Raw genomic sequence first — 15,521 nt, 5'->3', positions numbered from 1 at the left:
ATCACCGTCGAGACAGCGCGGTCGGGCCCTCCCTCTGGAGTCCGACGATGCCCGACATCCCTGGCCGGTCCCGTCCTGCCCGGCGCCGGATCACCGCCGCGCTGGCGGCCTCCGTGGCGACCGCGCTCGCGCTGTCCGCGTGCGGCTCGTCCTCCGACGGAGGCGACGACCCCGAGCCGAACGCCACGGCCAGTGCCTCGGGCGGCCGGGGTTCCGGCGGGACCGGGGGCGGGACGCCGGGCCCCTCGCTCCCGCCGCCGACGGACATCGTCCTGCCGCCCTCCCGCGTCGGCTGGGACTACCAGATCGCCGCCCCCTACGACCCGCCCGCGGGGGTGACGGTGGTGAGCCGCGACCACGCGGCTCCGCCGGCCGCCGGGGTGTACAACATCTGCTACGTCAACGGCTTCCAGGCGCAGCCCGGCGCCGAGAAGGAGTGGGAGGACGACCTGCTGCTGCGCGACGCGAAGGGCAGGCTCGTCTACGACAAGCAGTGGAACGAGGCCGTTCTGGACATCCGCACGGACGCCAAGCGCCAGCGGGTGGCGAAAAAGGTCGGTGTCTGGATCGACGAGTGCGCCGCCAAGGGCTACAACGGCCTGGAGGTGGACAACTACGACAGCTACACCCGCTCGGACGGCCTGGTGACGGCGGCCGACGACATGGCGCTGGGGGCCCTGCTCGCCGCCCACGCCCACGAGAAGAAGCTCGCCATGGGCCAGAAGAACTCCGTGGAGCTGGCGGGGGACGCCAAGAAGGTCGGCATGGACTTCGCCGTCGCGGAGGAGTGCGGTGAGCAGGACGAGTGCAACGGCTACATCGATGCGTTCGGCGACAAGGTGTACGTGGTCGAGTACAACGAGAAGGGCCTGTCGCGGGCCTGCAAGAAGTGGGGCGACAAGCTGAGCATCGTGCGCCGCGACAAGAACGTGCTGCCCCAGGGCAAGTCCGGCAGCCTGCGCCAGACCTGCTGAACGGTGCCGTCTCAGGCGGCCGAGCGCTGAGCGTCACACCCTCGTACCCCGGGCCGTCCGATACGGCACATTCCGACGTAGGGCCTGTCCGGCGGATCCTGCCGGGCGCGGCGGGGCCACGTACGGAGCAATCTGCGGGCCCGCGTGCTTCGAAGGACCTGTGGAACAGGGTGGCAGGCCGTCCGTGGGAACCGCCCGTGAGTCGAGGAGGGCCCGTGGTGTCACCGATGGGCACCAGGCAGACGGCAGCGGACCAAGGACGCGGCGCCGGTGGTGCGCGGGGCACGGTGGCCGGCCCGCACGCCCCGGCGCCGCCGACGGCACCCGTTCTGCCGGGCCCGTGGGGCGCCGCGCTGTACGAGTGCCGGATCTCCCACGTGCGCACCGCCCCGGTGCGCCACGCCTTCCGCCACCACACCTACCTGTGGCTGACCGACCTGGACCGGCCCCCGCGCCTGCCGTGGCCGCTGCGCCTTCTGGCCTCCTTTCCCGCCGACGGCCGCACCGCCGGGCAGGGCCGGTCCCCCCGCGAGGACCTGCACCGCTACCTGGAGTCCGAGGGTCTGGACCTGAGCGGTGGACGGGTCCTGATGCTGGCCCACGCGCGCTCGCTCGGGTACGTCTTCAACCCGCTGACGGTGTACTGGTGCTACGACCGCACCGGCCGGCCCGTGTGCACGGTTGCCGAGGTCCACAACACGTACGGCGCACATCACCGCTACCTGCTGCGCCCGGACGGGCAGGGGCGGGCCGAGGCGGCGAAGGAGTTCTACGTCTCCCCGTTCTTCCCCGTCGACGGCCGCTACCGGATGGCCCTGCCCGCCCCGGACGAGCGGCTGGCCCTCACGGTCCAGCTGGAGCGCGAAGGCGGCCGGCCGTTCACCGCGACCCTCCGCGGCGCCCGCCGGCCCGCAAGCGCCGCACAGCTGCTGCGGGCCGCACTGCGCCACCCGCTCGCGACCTGGGCGGTCAGCGCCCACATCCGCTTTCAGGGCGTGCGGCTGTGGCTGCGCGGCCTGCCCGTCCACCCCCGCCCCGCCGCACCTCCCGGAACAGGATCTGCCGCCATGACCACGCACGTTGAAGCCCTCGCACCCGGTGCGTTCGCGACGGCGGATCCGCAGCACTGGCCCGACGTGGCCCGGGTGCCCCGCACACCGCTCAAGGCCGCGGTGGCCCGCAGGCTCCTGCGACGCGTCGCCCGCAGGCGGGGCCTGCGGGTCGAACTGCCGAACGGGCGGCTGCTCGAACCCGCCCCGGCCGCGGCGCCGGTGCTGCGGCTGCACCGGCCCGGAGCGTTCTTCCACCGGGTGGGGATGAGCGGGCTGATCGGCTTCGGGGAGTCCTACCAGGCCGGCGAGTGGGACTCGCCCGACCTGGTCGCTCTGCTCACCGAGCTGGCGACCGCCCCCGAGACGCTGGTGCCCACCGGCGCCCAGTGGCTGCGCCGCCTGTACGTCCAGCGGCCGCCCGCCGGGGAGCTGAGCACCGTCGACAACGCGCGCACGAACATCCACCGGCACTACGACCTGTCCAATGAGCTGTTCGCGCTCTTCCTCGACCCCACCCTGTCCTACTCCTCGGCCCTCTTCCCGACCGACCCCGCCGGCACACCCGTCGCCTCCTGGGAGAACCTCGCGCGGGCCCAGCACCGCAAGATCGACCGGCTGCTGGACCTCGCCCGGGTCGGGGCGGGCAGCCGGGTGCTGGAGATCGGCACCGGCTGGGGTGAGCTGGCGATCCGCGCGGCCGCGCGCGGCGCGCGGGTGGTCAGCCTCACCCTGTCCGAGGAGCAGCTGGCGCTGGCCCGGCGGCGGATCGCCGCGGCCGGGTTCGCGGACCGGGTCGAGGTGCGGCTGTGCGACTACCGGGCCGCCGAGGGCGAGTTCGACGCGGTGGTGAGCGTGGAGATGATCGAGGCGGTCGGCCGGCCGTTCTGGCCCGCCTACTTCGCCACCATCGACCGTGTCCTGGCCCCAGGCGGGCGGGCGGCGCTGCAGGCGATCACCATGCCGCACGAGCGGATGCTGGCCAGCAGCGGCACCTACACCTGGATCCTCAAGTACATCTTCCCCGGCGGCCAGATCCCCTCCATCGAGGCGATCCGCCAGGGCGCCGCACGGCACACCGGCCTGCGGGTGGCGGCCTGCGACTCCTTCGGCCCGCACTACGCCCAGACGCTCCGGCTGTGGCGCGAGCGCTTCACCGAACGGGCCGACGAGGTCGGCGCGCTCGGCTTCGACCAGGTGTTCCAGCGGATGTGGGAGCTGTACCTGGCCTACTCCGAGGCCGGGTTCGCCGCCGGTTACCTCGACGTCCGGCAGATCCTCCTCACCCGCCCGGAGCCGGCCCGATGACGCCCGGGAGCGACACCCTGCGGAGCGCGCAGGAAGCCGAGTTCGACCTGATCTGCCGCAAGCTCGACCCGCACCCCGGCAGCCGCCCGGTGGACCGGATCCTCGCGGTGCGGCCCGGCCAGGACGGGACGGGCGGCGCCCCCGCCACGCCGGCCGACCGGTACCAGGAGGGGCGGGCGTGAACACCGCCGCGTTCACCGTCGGTCTTGCCGCCACGGCCGGGGCGGCGCTGGCCGTCCTGCTGGCCGCGTTCGTCGTGGGTGTGCGCACCGGCCGCCACCGCGGCGTCGACGTCGCCTGGGGCCTGGCCTTCACCGCCGTCGCCTGGACCGGCTACGCGCTGTCCGCCGGCCACGGAGACCCGGCACGACGCCTGCTCGTCACGGTCCTGGTCACGGTGTGGGGGCTGCGGCTGTCGGCCCACATCCGGTCGCGCTCGCGCGGCCAGGGTGAGGACCCGCGCTATGACCGGATGCTCGCCAAGGCTCCCGGCGGGCACCGCAACCTCTACGCACTGCGCATGGTCTACCTGCTGCAGGCCGCGATCGTCTGGTTCGTCTCGCTCCCGGTCCAGGCCGCCCAGTACCTGACCGCCGGGCTCGGCCCCGTCACCTTCGCCGCGGTGGCCCTGTGGACGGTCGGGATGTTCTTCGAGACCGTGGGCGACTGGCAGCTCGCCCGGTTCAAAGCCGATCCGGCCAACCGCGGCAAGATCATGGACCGCGGACTGTGGGCCTGGACCCGCCACCCCAACTACTTCGGCGACGCCTGCGTCTGGTGGGCGCTGTTCCTGCTCGCGGCGGCGGAGCCGGTCGGCTGGGCATTCGTCCTCAGCCCGCTCCTGATGACCTACCTGCTGGCGTTCGGCAGCGGCAAACCCCTGCTGGAGCGCCAACTCGGCTCCACCAAACCGGGCTGGGAGGCCTACGTCGCCCGCACCAGCAGCTTCCTGCCCCGCCCGCCCCGCCGGTCATCGGGCGCCCGATGACCGGCGCCCCGCGACCGGCACGGCGCCACCCGCCGCTCCCGGTGGATCACCACTCGCCCCGGGCGTCCCCGTGGTCCTGACCGGGGAGGGTGGTCACGGCACGCTCACTCCCAGCAGGGTGCGTGCGGCCGTCAGACCGGAGCGGCAGCCGTCTTCGTGGAATCCCCAGCCGTGGTAGGCCCCGGCGAACACGGTGCGGCCGGTGGCGAGTTCGGGCAGGCGGCGCTGGGCGGCGACGGTCCGGGCGGTGTAGACGGGGTGTTCGTAGACGGTACGGGAGACCACCAGGTCCTGGGGGACGGGGTGCCGGCGGTCCTCGTTGAGGGTGACCAGGTAGTCCTCGGCGGTGTCGAGGCGCAGCAACCGGTTGAGGTGGTAGCTGACCTGTACCCGGTCCGAGGGTGCGGAGCAGTGGGGCATCCGGTAGTTCCACGATCCGCGTGCCCGGCGGGCTTCGGGCAGCACGGCCGGGTCGCGGTGCAGGACGGTGGGGTTGCGCGAGTAGGAGAAGGCCCCGAGGACCTCGCGCTCGGTGTCGCTCGGGTCGGCGAGGAGTTCCAGGGCCTGATCGGCGTGGGTGGCGACCACGACGGCGTCGACGTCGGTCGGGCGACCCGACGTGGAGATGACGGTGACTCCGTCCGCGTGGCGGTGCACCGCACGCACGGGGGTGGACCGGTGGACGGCGGTGAGTCGCTCGGCGATCTTCTCGACGTAGCTGCGGGAGCCGCCGACGACGGTGCGCCACGTCGGCGACCCGGTCACGGAGAGCATGCCGTGGTTGTCGAGGAACGCGAACAGGTAGCGGGCCGGGTAGTCGCCCGCGAGGTCGGGGGCGCAGGACCAGACGGCGGAGACCACGGGGGTGATGAAGTGGCTCACGAAGTACCGCGAGAAGCCCTTGTCGGCGAGGAAGTCCCGCAGGCTCGGATCCCCCGCTTGCGGGTCGGCCAGCAGGCGGCGGGCGAGCCGGTGGAAGCGCGGCACCTCGGTGAGCATCCGCAGGTAGCGGCCGCGGACCAGCACGTCGGGCCGGGCGAACAGACCGGCGGGCCCGCGCGCGCCGGCGTACTCGAGGCCGCAGCCGTCGCAGCGCACGGACATGCTCATCTCGCTGTCCTGGGTGCGTACGCCGAGTTCGGCGAACAGCCGCACCAGGTGCGGGTACGTCCGCTCGTTGTGCACCAGGAAGCCGGTGTCCAGCGCCACCGGCCGCCCGTCGCGCCCGGTGGCGTCCTGTGTGTGGGCATGGCCGCCGAGCCGGTCGTCGGCTTCGAACAGTTCCACCTCCACCCCGCCGCGGGACAGTTCAAGGGCCGCGGTCAGTCCGGCGACGCCGGCGCCCACCACCGCCACCCGGCGCGGACGTGAACAGCCGTCTGCCCCGGCTGAGCCCCGGATGGCGGAGACGGTGTCGAACGTGGTCACGAGAGCCCCTCCCGACGGGGCCCGAATGCGGCCCGCATGGTCCTTGCACCGGTTCTTCGGACCTGGCCCGGGCCTGGATTGGCCTGACTCGGCGTCTGTCGGACCTCAGGTACCAGGGATGCGGCGGACGGCACGTGGGTGGCGCTCGGCCCGGCCGCGGGCAGGGAGGCCGGTGCGGTCTCCATGAGAGCGGGAGGCCCTTGACGTGGCGGCTGAGGAGGCGGCGGGCGGGAGGACCGGCCTCGCGACGACCGGGACTCAGCCCGTGACCGTCCGTTCCAGGACGTCGACGGCGTCCGCCAGGGTTCGGGGGCAGGCGGCGCCGACGGGCAGCCGGGAGCGGGCCCAGCCGGGGCCCGCGGCGACGACGACCGCCCCGCCGCGCGAGCCCCGCGGCCCCCAGACACTGGCGCTGACACGGCGTGCCAGCTCGTGGTCCGCGCTGCGCCGGTCCTGGGACCAGATCATCACGGCTGCCGGGCCGAGCCGTTGGACGGCGTCGAGCAGGGCCCGGGGCGGGACGGCGGCCCCCAGCATGCGGAAGGGGAGGCCGCGCTCGGCCAACGCGGCGGACGTGGCCTCCAGCGGGAGCGTGTGCAGTTCGGTGGGCGTCGCGGCCAGCAGGACGGGCGATACGGGCCGGGTGACGGCAGTTGCCACCGCGACGCCGCGCAGAACGCTGGAGACGTGCCAGGACAGCAAGTGCTCGACCTCGACGTACTGCTCGCCGTCCGCCGCCCATCTACGGCCGGCGGCGCGCAGCGCGGGCATCATGACCTCGGTCCACGCGTCGATCACCCCGAGGGTGGCTACGGCATCGCGCAGGATCGCGACGATCTGCGGCGCGTCGAGGCGCACCGCCGCACGCGCCAGGCCACGGCACTCGGGGCGTACCGTTCCGACGCCCAGAGCGCGGCCTCCCCCGGGGCCGGGGCGGTGGAAGGCCTGGACATCGCTCCGGGGGAGCGGATCCGGCCGGCGTGGGACAGGACTCGCCGTGCTGGGGTCGGTGGCGGATCCCTTCTCGGCCAGGGCGGCACGGGCCGCCTCGCCGGGGGGTACCCCGCGGGCGGTCAGACGGCACATGTTCTCCAGGACGGCGATGTCCTGCCGGGCCCACCGGCGGTGGTGACCGGCCTCCCGGTTGGCGGGGCCGATGCCGTAGCGGCGCTCCCAGGAACGGACCGTGGTGGGGGAAACGCCGAGCTGTTGAGCCACGGCCCCCGTGGGCAGACCCACGTCATCGGCGGGGCCGGGGGCACCGACGGATTCGCCGTCCCGCGGCCCGGCGTCATCACGTTCCGGGGAGGTCGTCACCATCCCGCGATCCTCCCCACGGCGAACCCCACGCAGGACACCACCATGACGGCGATGATCAGCAGGGGAATCCAGCCGGGCCAGGCCGTGTGCAGTTCGACCGACTCCGGAGTCGAAATGCCCGAGCACGTCGACGACTCGCACTCGGGCGTCTCGGTGGGAGGGCTCGCGGGCACGGGGCTCTCAGGGGTAGGGATCCGGTGATCGGCGGTCATGACGCCCTCCGGTGACGGGAAGTGTGTCAAAGGCTTTCCGGACAACCGGGCTGCCCGGTGGCTCCACACCGCCATGCTCTTCCGGTCGAGGCCGTCGTTCCCAGTCGCAGCGTTTTCGCAGCACTTGTCCGGGATTCCGCGGAGCGGGCCGTGGCATGCGCTCGGCACCACGCAAGCGAGTCGGATCGTTTGTGCAGCGTTTCACGGCGGGGACACGGAGGCCGCCTCCGGCCGATCCGCAAACGATGCAGCACCGCTGCGACTGTTCCGGTCGGCCACCGCGGCCGACGCTCCCGGAAGGGCCGTGCAGCGCGTGCCCGACACGATCACCGAGGAACGGAGCGGACCATGAAACTCCACGAGGAACTGCCGGTCGACCACCGCCTGTCCCGGGTCTACCGCGCTGGAGCCGGACTCTGCGGCGCCGCCCTGCTGGTCTTCGGCTGTCTCGGCCTGTCGGACGGACTGCCCTTCTTCAGCACCGACGGCGAGAAGATCGCCGGTCTCTCCAGCAACGGCCTGCTCAGCCTCGTCTCGGTGGTCACGGCCGCGGTACTTCTCGGCGGCGCCCTGATCGGCGGAAACATCTCCTCCACGGTCAACATCACCGTCGGCGCTCTCTTCGTCCCCAGCGGCTTCGTCAACCTCGCACTGCTGGACTCGCAGGCCAACATCCTGGCCTTCCGCATCCAGAACGTGCTCTTCAGCTTCGTCATGGGCCTGGTGATCGCCACGTTCGGCATGTACGGCCGTGTGAGCGGCAGGCTCCCGCTCGACAACCCCTACTGGCGCCACCGCCACCCGGGGCCCGGCGACCGCCAGGATGCTCCGGCGCTCTCCCTCGACTCCCGACCGGCCCGCCTTCCCGAGCGGGCGGCGTGAGCGGGCCGCGCCCGCACTGGCTCTTCGGCGACCAGCTCGGGCCGCGTTTCCTCACCCCCGGCGAGGGCGGCCCCGACCCGGACGCTCCGCTGGTCATGATCGAGGCCCGCTCGGTGCTGCGCCGACGGCGGTTCCACCGGGCGAAGGCCCACCTGGTGCTGTCGGCGATGCGCCACGCCGCCGCCGCTCTCGGGGACCGGGTGCGTTACGTGCGGGCCGACACCTACCGCGAGGGCCTGGCGAAGGCGGTCGGCCGCCGCCGGGTGACCGTCTGCCACCCGACGTCGCGCGCGGCCCTCGGCCTGGTGGACGGCCTCCCCAGCGTGACGGTGCTGCCGGCGCGCGGCTTCCTGGTCCCGTTCGCCGACTTCCGCCGCTGGGCGGGAGAACCCGGTGAACGGCGCCTGCTGCTGGAGGACTTCTACCACCGGGTGCGCCGCGCCGAGCACCTGCTGCTGGAGCCGGACGGCAGCCCGGCCGGCGGCCGCTGGAACCTCGACCGGGACAACCGCGAACCACCGCCCAAGGGCGCCGCCACCCTGCCGCTGCCGCCCCCGTTCGCGCCGGCCGAGGACGGCATCGACGAGGAAGTCCGAGCCGACCTCGACCGCTGGGAGCGCGACGGGGACGTCGCCTTCGTCGGCCGGGACGGCCCGCGCCGCTTCGCCGCGACCCGCGCGGAGGCCGAGCAGTCGCTCGCGCACTTCGTCGCCCACCGCCTCGCCGACTTCGGCCGGTACGAGGACGCGATGCTGCACGCCGACCCGTGGATGGCCCACAGCGCGCTGTCCGTCCCGCTCAACCTCGGTCTGCTCGACCCCGGCGAGTGCGTGCGCGCGGCCGAGGCCGCGTACCGGTCCGGGCAGGTGCCGCTCAACAGCGCCGAGGGCTTCGTACGGCAGATCGCCGGCTGGCGCGAGTACGTATGGCAGCTCTACTGGCACCTCGGCGAGGACTACCGCGACGCCAACCGGCTGGGCCACCACGAGCCGCTGCCCGCCTGGTTCCGCGATCTCGACGCCGACGCCGTCACCGCCCGCTGCCTGTCCGGCGTCCTCACCGAGGTCCGCGACCACGGCTGGGTCCACCACATCCCCCGGCTGATGGTGCTCGGCAACTGGGCCCTCCAGCACGGCTGGGACCCGCGTGAACTCACCGACTGGTTCCACCGCTGCTTCGTCGACGGCTACGACTGGGTGATGACCGCCAACGTCGTCGGCATGTCCCAGTTCGCCGACGGCGGACTGATCACCACCAAGCCCTACGCGGCGGGCGGCGCCTACCTGAACCGGATGGGCGACCACTGCGGCAAGTGCCGCTACCGCCCCACCGAACGCCTCGGCGACCGGGCCTGCCCGTTCACCACCGGCTACTGGGCCTTCGTCCACCGCCACCGGGCCCTCCTCGCCGCCAACCACCGCACCGCGCAGGCCGCTGCCGGCCTGAACCGCCTCACCGGCCTGCCGGAAGTCCTCGCCGCCGAACGCGCCCGCGGCCAGTCGCCCCCCTGACGGCAGGCGACGACGGTGCCGCCCAACGCCCGCAGGCTCAGCCGCTACCCGTGACGCCGGGCACAGGGCCTACCCGGTCCGTCTCCCGCGACCGATCCACCGGGAGGCCCGCCTCCATGGCCTCCAGCACGGCCGGCCCGAACTCCTCCTTGGCACTGGGGCACACGTACAGCGCGGATCCCGGCCGATCATGCGGCAACACCCGTTCCAACAGCCGGACATGACGGTCGGACAGTGCGGGCCACAAGGCCGCCCGACGCCGCGCGACCGGGGTCCGCCGCCAGGAGTTCGGCGAGCCGGGGGCGGACCGCCGCTTCGACTTCGGTCGGGTCCGTGGGAGAGCCGCGCACCAGGAGCAGGGTCGTGCGGTGGTGGAGGCCCGCGAGCATCCAGGCCCGGGCCGGTTTTCGCCCACGCGGCAGTCGATCGACCGGGATCGCGTCCCGCCGGTCCCCGGCCGAACAGGACGATGCACCAACGATGCGACTGCCGCGTTGCCGGCGGCGGCCCGACAGTAGAGACACAGGAACGATCACGCACAGCCCCCTTGGAGGGTAGTCATGACCATCGTGCGCAAGCTCCACGAAGCCGGAATCACCAGTGAGCACGCCTACGCGGCGGCGTTCGGGTCCATCGGCCTGTCCCTGCTGAGCTGGATCGCGTCGATGAAGGCCGAACAGGCCGGAGTCGAACGCGCAGACCGGTGGGGCATCTTCGTGGGCGAGTGGGCGCCCACGTTCTTCGGACTCGGGTTGGCACTCGCCGGCTACGAACGCGAAGCGCCCGCCGCCAAGGGCTCGCGCAGCGCCTGGCTCGACCACCCGGGCGGCAAGACCGCCTGACCGGGCCCGCCCGCGGGGCCCCGAAGCCCACCTCCGGGGCCTTTCGCACGGGTGGCCGCTGCCGCGCCCTTCGCGGTGTGGTGCCCGTTGGAGGTGAACCGATGTCCATCGAACCGGTGACGGTGGCCCCGCGGTGACGTACGGCACCGGCGGGGAAGTCTGCCATCCGGGGACGCGTCCGCGACGAATGAGAAGGGCGACGTCAACCGACCGGGGCGGACGGCGACGGACGACGGACAACGGGCAACGGGCAACGGGAAGGAGAGCCGATGATCAGCGTGGAACGCCGGATGGTCGTCGAGCAGCCGGCCGGAGAGGTCCTGCGGTACCTGGCGGACTTCGGGAACACTGCGGAGTGGGATCCGGGCACAGTGAGTTGCGTGCGTCTGGATTCCGGCCCCGTGGTGGCGGGTGCGCGCTGGCGCAACACCTCGCGGTTCAGGGGGAGGCAGACGGAGCTGGTCTACCGCCTTGACGACTACCGGCCCGATCGGCTGGTCTTCATCGGGCACAACCGCACCGTCACCGCGACCGACGACATCTCGCTCCGTGCGTCGGAGGGCCGCACGCTGCTGGTCTACCGGGCTTCGCTTCGGTTCAACGGCCTGGCGCGTCTTGTCGCGCCGTTCCTGCGTGCAGAGTTCGAGCGTCTCGCGGATGCGGTCGCCGAGCGGCTTCCCCGAGTGCTGGCAGGCCAGTGACCGGCGGATTACGCCGCACCCCGGGCCGGGGCCCGCCTCACCCGGCGGACCCCGGCCGCCACCCGCCACCCGCCACCCCGGTCCAGCCGAAGGAGCCGACACCGTCATGCCAGCCGACGAACCGGCCGCCACGACGAACCCGCACACGGACCCCGCCGTACTGCTCCTCCTGCACGGAGGCAAGGCCGAAAGCCTCGCCCCGCAGCCCCGGTTCGGACTCGCCCGGCTGCGCATGCGCGTCTTCGGCGCGGCGGTCGAGCGCCGCACCGGAGACCGCGCCCTGGTGACGGTGGAGGTGGAGTACCGTCACCGGGGCTGGAACGGCCGGCACGCACACCCGGCGGCTGACGCTGTCGCGGCCGTCCGGGAACTGGCCTCCCTGGCGCCCCGAGCGGGGATCGCTCTGCTCGGGCACTCCATGGGCGGCCGGGCGGCCATCGCCGCCGCCGGCCACCCGCACGTCCTCGGCGCGGTCCTGCTCGCGCCCTGGTGCGAGGACGACGATCCGGTGGCACACCTCCACGGCAAACGCATCGTCATCCTGCACGACCCGGCCGACCGCGTCACCAGCGCCGACAAGTCCCGCGCCTTCGCCGCCCGCGCCCGGCGGGCCGGCGCCGACGTGCAGTACATGGCCATGCCGCACGGCGGCCACACCATGATCCGAGGGGCCCGCACCTGGCACCGCCTCGCGGCCCGGTCCGTCACGGCGATCCTCGAACACCGGACCTTCCAGGAGGTCTCACCGAACGAACCCTGACCGGCTCGAGAAGACCACGCTGCTCACGAGTCCCAGAGGTACAGCGCACCCCACGCCGTGCGGAAATCTCGGACATAAATGACCGAGAAAACGTCAGGTCAAGGCGCGTTCGATTGACCCTCACAAAATTGGTCTGGATACTGATCGGGCACGACTCAACAGAAAGTCGCCGCACGCCCAGAATTCGTTATTTTATCTGACCAGGGAGGATCCATGTTCTCGAACGCGAAGAAGGCCGTGGGCTCGATGGCCTTGGCCTTCGCCGCGGCGGCCGCGCTCACCGTGGCCGTGCCGTCCGGCAATGCCTTCGCCATCGACCACATCCCGTGCGACGGAAACCGCAATGACTACCTCAAGATCTGGTCGCACCTCGACGGCCGTGACAGCGTCGACTGCTACGCGAACGCCGGGACGATCGGCTTCGGCGGTTGGTGGGTCGACCGGATCTCCACGGGGAACAACGACCTGGTCTACTCCGACGCCAACGGCGACTCGGTGAGGATCAACCGCTGGACCGACATCTCGTTCCCGAACCGCCCGCCGAAGGTCAACTCCATCCGGATCCTCTGAAGAACCGGCGGAGCGGACCCCACACGGATTCTCCCGGCCGCACCGCACGAAGTCCCGTCAATTGGGTCGTCATTGAATTCTCCGTGACGTGAATTCGCTCCAGCCCGGCTCACCGGTGCCGGCCACGCCCCTGGGCATGGCCGGCACCGGCCTTTGGCACCGCGGCCTGTTCTCTCACCGCGCGACGCAGTTCACGCCGGAACGCACGGACCTTCTCCAGCGGCTCCGGGCCGGCGAACGCCCACTCCGAGGCGATGTTGCGATGGCGTACGACCTGGACAGCCGACCGGCGGGCACGGCTGCTCGCGCGATCAACCCCAGGCTCGCCGCCACCGACTCCAGCGTCCGCTCAACGGGCTGTTGTCGGCCTGTGGACGATCTCCTTCCACAGCCCGACAACGGCCCTGCGGCAGAGCGGGCCCGGGGCCTTGATCCCCCGTGAAGCTCCGATTCTTTTCATAGCCGGCTTTCGCCCCGCGCTGCCTCCGATCGGCTGCGCTGGGCACGTCGACCGCACGGCTTTCCTTGACATTTTTTGCAATACGATATACACGCTGTTGATCAGTCCGCGGGTGACGTGCCCGCGCATCGGCTGAGCGGCATCACAGTTCGCTACCCCCATGGCCCTCGTCTGCGGTCCCGAGGGAGAGCGGGCGTATCGACACGATCGGATTTCAGCCAGTGCTTCACGAGCCCACGTCACCGCCCACCCCCCGGCAGGCCCGGAGTGGCCTTGCGCGGGCAAGAGCCTTGACCGAAGGCCGTGTCCGGGGTGAGTCCGGTGCCCGCTTGGCCGTCGTCGACGGCATGCGACTGCTCGCCGCGCTCGCCGTCACCGGATTCCACTACCTCAGCGCGATCCCGCCCAACCTGTGGGGACCGTCCGCGAAGGAGTTCGCCTACCCACTGCACCACGCGGCGATGTACGGCTGGCTCGGCGTCGAGGCCTTCTTCCTCATCAGCGGATTCGTCATCTGCATGAGCGCCTGGGGCCGCACCGCAGGACAGTTCGCCGCCTCACGAATATCCCGGCTCTACCCCGCCTACTGGTGCGCCCTCATCCTGATCGTGGCCAGGATCGCACTGATCCCCATGCAGACCCACGACGTCAGCGCGGTGATCCACCCCCGGATCGTCCTGGCCAACCTGACCATGTTCCCCGACGCCCTCCACGCCAGCCTCCTGGACGGCGTCGCCTGGACCCTTGCCGTCGAGGCCCACTTCTACCTCCTCATGGCCGTCCTCCTGGCCTTCGGCACCACCTACCACCGGGTCATGGGGTTCTGCGTGATCTGGCTCACCGCCGGGATCATCACCTCCGAGACGAAGAGCAAGTTCCTGGACGACCTCGTCCTCAGCCAGTACGCCGGCCTGTTCGTCGCCGGCATCGCGGTCTACCTCATGTACCGCTTCGGGCAGAACCTCATGCTCTGGATCCTCCTCGGCTTCGCCTGGTGCTACGAACTGACCATGCTCCCCATTCGGCTGTCCGGCCACTACCGGGAATGGGGGTCCAGCGCACTCTGCTCCTGGACCGTCGCCAGCGCCCTGCTGACCGCCTTCCTGGCCCTCCTGCTCCTGGCCACCATCGGCCCCCTCGCCCGCATCCGCTGGCGCTGGCTCATGACGGCCGGTGCGCTCACCTACCCCTTCTACCTGATCCACCAGAGCCTCGGCCTGCCCATGGCCACCGAACTCACCCGCCACGCCCACTGGCTCGGCCCCTGGGGCCGACTCGCCCTCACCACCGTCTCGATGCTCCTCCTGGCCGCAGTGATCCACCGAGTGGTCGAGAAGCCCGTCGGCCGTGCCCTCCGCCGCCACCTCGACCAAGCCCTCGACCGACACCCGAGCAACCCGCCGGCACCACATCCGCAACCCGTACAGTGACCCGCCACTGATCACCGCGTCGTGCCGGCCCGGCCGTAGCGCGAGGAAGCGGGACTCCGAGCGCCGTAGGCGACGAGCGCTCGTGCGGCCGTGCGCTCGTGCGGCCGCGGGGCCGCGGGGAACGCGGGTCCGGGGGGCGGTCCGCAGGGGTCCACCGGCGGCGAGGCCGCCGCCCCGCCCACGTGCGTACCCGGCCCGTCTGCCGGACCATGTCGTTTCCCCGGGCGGCCGGATACCCGTGTCAGGACGGATGGCTGAGCGACCCGAGCGGCGGACAGGGAACGACCAGCGTGCTGGCACCAGGGCGCTCGACGAAGGCGCGGGCGGCAGCGGCCTGGCGGCGCTGGGACTCCAGGTCGTCCGCGCGCCAGGCGTCCCGCCGGGCGCGGGCGTCGTCCCAGTTGTAGGAGACGGCGCTGACCGAGGCGTTGCCGGCGGCGCGGCTGATGTCCGCCTTCATGATGGCGCGTTGGAGCACGGTCTGCGTGGCGGCAAGGTCGATCCGGGTGATCAGGACGCCGGGAGTGTTCGGCACCCGGGTCGGGATGGGGGCCTTGGGGAGCAGGGAGACCCCGGTGTCGTGGCGGCCGATGTTCTCGGTGGAGGCCCTCCCGGCATCCCGGGACATGAGGTGTATCTCCCGGTGTATCCAGACGAGTTCGTCGAGGTCGGCCATGGTGATGCGGATCCGCTGGTAGGTCGCGCGGAAGCGGGGATCGTCGTGCAGCGGCCGGAGCGGGGCGGCGTGGAGGGCGACGCAGTCGTTGAAGCCGGCCGTCACGGCGGCGTCGAGGTGGAAGAGCGCCCGGTCGATCTGGCTGCGTCTGAAGGCCAGGGCGGCGAGCCCGCTGTGCCCGGCGCCGACCAGCCAGGCCGCGTCCGGGCCGAGCGCGGCGGCGCGCGCGATGACGTCTTGGAAGCCCGTGGCGACGTCCACGCCCTGCGGGGCGCCCATGAGCGCGCGGGCGAGGGTGGAGAGAGCCCCCTGTCCGGGGATGGCCGAGGCCGCCGGATTGGTCAGGTTCGCCACCAGCAGTTCATGGACCCGGGAGGCGAGCGAGTTGATGGTGTCGGCCATGGATCTCC

General features: G+C 72.3%; 14 protein-coding genes and 1 pseudogene. 12 read left to right on the top strand and 3 right to left on the bottom strand.

Annotation, left to right across the window (positions count from 1 at the left end):
* The first annotated feature begins 47 nt into the window (after positions 1-47).
* From ABTY61_RS03460 to ABTY61_RS03440, 5 genes and pseudogenes are all read left to right on the top strand, one after another.
* Complete coding sequence (locus tag ABTY61_RS03460; protein WP_350503229.1) at positions 48-974, top strand: endo alpha-1,4 polygalactosaminidase; 927 nt, start codon at positions 48-50, stop codon at positions 972-974.
* A 329-nt stretch (positions 975-1,303) separates the two neighbouring features.
* A pseudogene (locus ABTY61_RS03455) lies at positions 1,304-2,011 on the top strand (DUF1365 domain-containing protein); the annotation flags it as partial.
* A gap of 30 nt (positions 2,012-2,041) precedes the next feature.
* The gene (locus tag ABTY61_RS03450) at positions 2,042-3,331 is read left to right on the top strand and encodes a class I SAM-dependent methyltransferase (RefSeq protein ID WP_350503405.1); all 1,290 of its coding nucleotides are present in this window, start codon (positions 2,042-2,044) and stop codon (positions 3,329-3,331) included.
* Entirely contained in the window at positions 3,328-3,513 is a 186-nt protein-coding gene (locus tag ABTY61_RS03445; protein WP_350503228.1) for a hypothetical protein, read from the top strand. Before ABTY61_RS03450 ends, ABTY61_RS03445 begins: the two co-directional genes overlap by 4 nt.
* A complete protein-coding gene (locus tag ABTY61_RS03440) occupies positions 3,510-4,319 on the top strand; it encodes a DUF1295 domain-containing protein (RefSeq protein ID WP_350503227.1) in 810 nt (269 codons plus the stop codon). Before ABTY61_RS03445 ends, ABTY61_RS03440 begins: the two co-directional genes overlap by 4 nt.
* A gap of 93 nt (positions 4,320-4,412) precedes the next feature.
* On the opposite strand, the gene ABTY61_RS03435 is transcribed toward ABTY61_RS03440, so the two are convergent.
* Both ABTY61_RS03435 and ABTY61_RS03430 read right to left on the bottom strand, forming a co-directional pair.
* Complete coding sequence (locus tag ABTY61_RS03435; RefSeq protein ID WP_350503404.1) at positions 4,413-5,675, bottom strand: NAD(P)/FAD-dependent oxidoreductase; 1,263 nt, start codon at positions 5,673-5,675, stop codon at positions 4,413-4,415.
* Between the two features lie 330 nt (positions 5,676-6,005).
* On the bottom strand, positions 6,006-7,067 hold the full coding sequence (locus ABTY61_RS03430) for a MerR family transcriptional regulator (protein ID WP_350503226.1): 1,062 nt from the start codon (positions 7,065-7,067) through the stop codon (positions 6,006-6,008).
* Between the two features lie 560 nt (positions 7,068-7,627).
* On the opposite strand from ABTY61_RS03430, the gene ABTY61_RS03425 reads away from it, so the two are divergent.
* The 7 genes from ABTY61_RS03425 to ABTY61_RS03395 all read left to right on the top strand — a co-directional run bounded on the left by ABTY61_RS03425 (position 7,628) and on the right by ABTY61_RS03395 (position 14,435).
* Positions 7,628-8,161, top strand: a complete 534-nt coding sequence (locus ABTY61_RS03425; RefSeq protein ID WP_350503225.1) for a DUF4383 domain-containing protein — start codon at positions 7,628-7,630, stop codon at positions 8,159-8,161.
* A complete protein-coding gene (locus ABTY61_RS03420; RefSeq protein ID WP_350503224.1) occupies positions 8,158-9,672 on the top strand; it encodes a cryptochrome/photolyase family protein in 1,515 nt (504 codons plus the stop codon). Before ABTY61_RS03425 ends, ABTY61_RS03420 begins: the two co-directional genes overlap by 4 nt.
* A gap of 560 nt (positions 9,673-10,232) precedes the next feature.
* Complete coding sequence (locus tag ABTY61_RS03415) at positions 10,233-10,514, top strand: hypothetical protein (protein WP_350503223.1); 282 nt, start codon at positions 10,233-10,235, stop codon at positions 10,512-10,514.
* A gap of 269 nt (positions 10,515-10,783) precedes the next feature.
* On the top strand, positions 10,784-11,215 hold the full coding sequence (locus ABTY61_RS03410; protein ID WP_350503222.1) for an SRPBCC family protein: 432 nt from the start codon (positions 10,784-10,786) through the stop codon (positions 11,213-11,215).
* Positions 11,216-11,321: 106 nt separating this feature from the next.
* Positions 11,322-11,975: a serine aminopeptidase domain-containing protein gene (locus ABTY61_RS03405; protein ID WP_350503221.1), complete on the top strand. Its 654-nt coding sequence runs from the start codon at positions 11,322-11,324 to the stop codon at positions 11,973-11,975.
* 213 nt (positions 11,976-12,188) lie between these two features.
* On the top strand, positions 12,189-12,545 hold the full coding sequence (locus tag ABTY61_RS03400; RefSeq protein WP_350503220.1) for a beta/gamma crystallin domain-containing protein: 357 nt from the start codon (positions 12,189-12,191) through the stop codon (positions 12,543-12,545).
* 789 nt (positions 12,546-13,334) lie between these two features.
* Positions 13,335-14,435: an acyltransferase family protein gene (locus ABTY61_RS03395; protein ID WP_350503219.1), complete on the top strand. Its 1,101-nt coding sequence runs from the start codon at positions 13,335-13,337 to the stop codon at positions 14,433-14,435.
* A gap of 241 nt (positions 14,436-14,676) precedes the next feature.
* On the opposite strand, the gene ABTY61_RS03390 is transcribed toward ABTY61_RS03395, so the two are convergent.
* The gene (locus tag ABTY61_RS03390; protein ID WP_350503218.1) at positions 14,677-15,513 is read right to left on the bottom strand and encodes a hypothetical protein; all 837 of its coding nucleotides are present in this window, start codon (positions 15,511-15,513) and stop codon (positions 14,677-14,679) included.
* Between the last annotated feature and the right edge of the window lie 8 nt (positions 15,514-15,521).

The sequence above is a fragment of the Kitasatospora sp. NPDC096128 genome (assembly GCF_040303105.1).
Classification (GTDB): Bacteria; Actinomycetota; Actinomycetes; order Streptomycetales; family Streptomycetaceae; genus Kitasatospora.
This window is presented reverse-complemented; position numbering and strand designations above follow the sequence as displayed.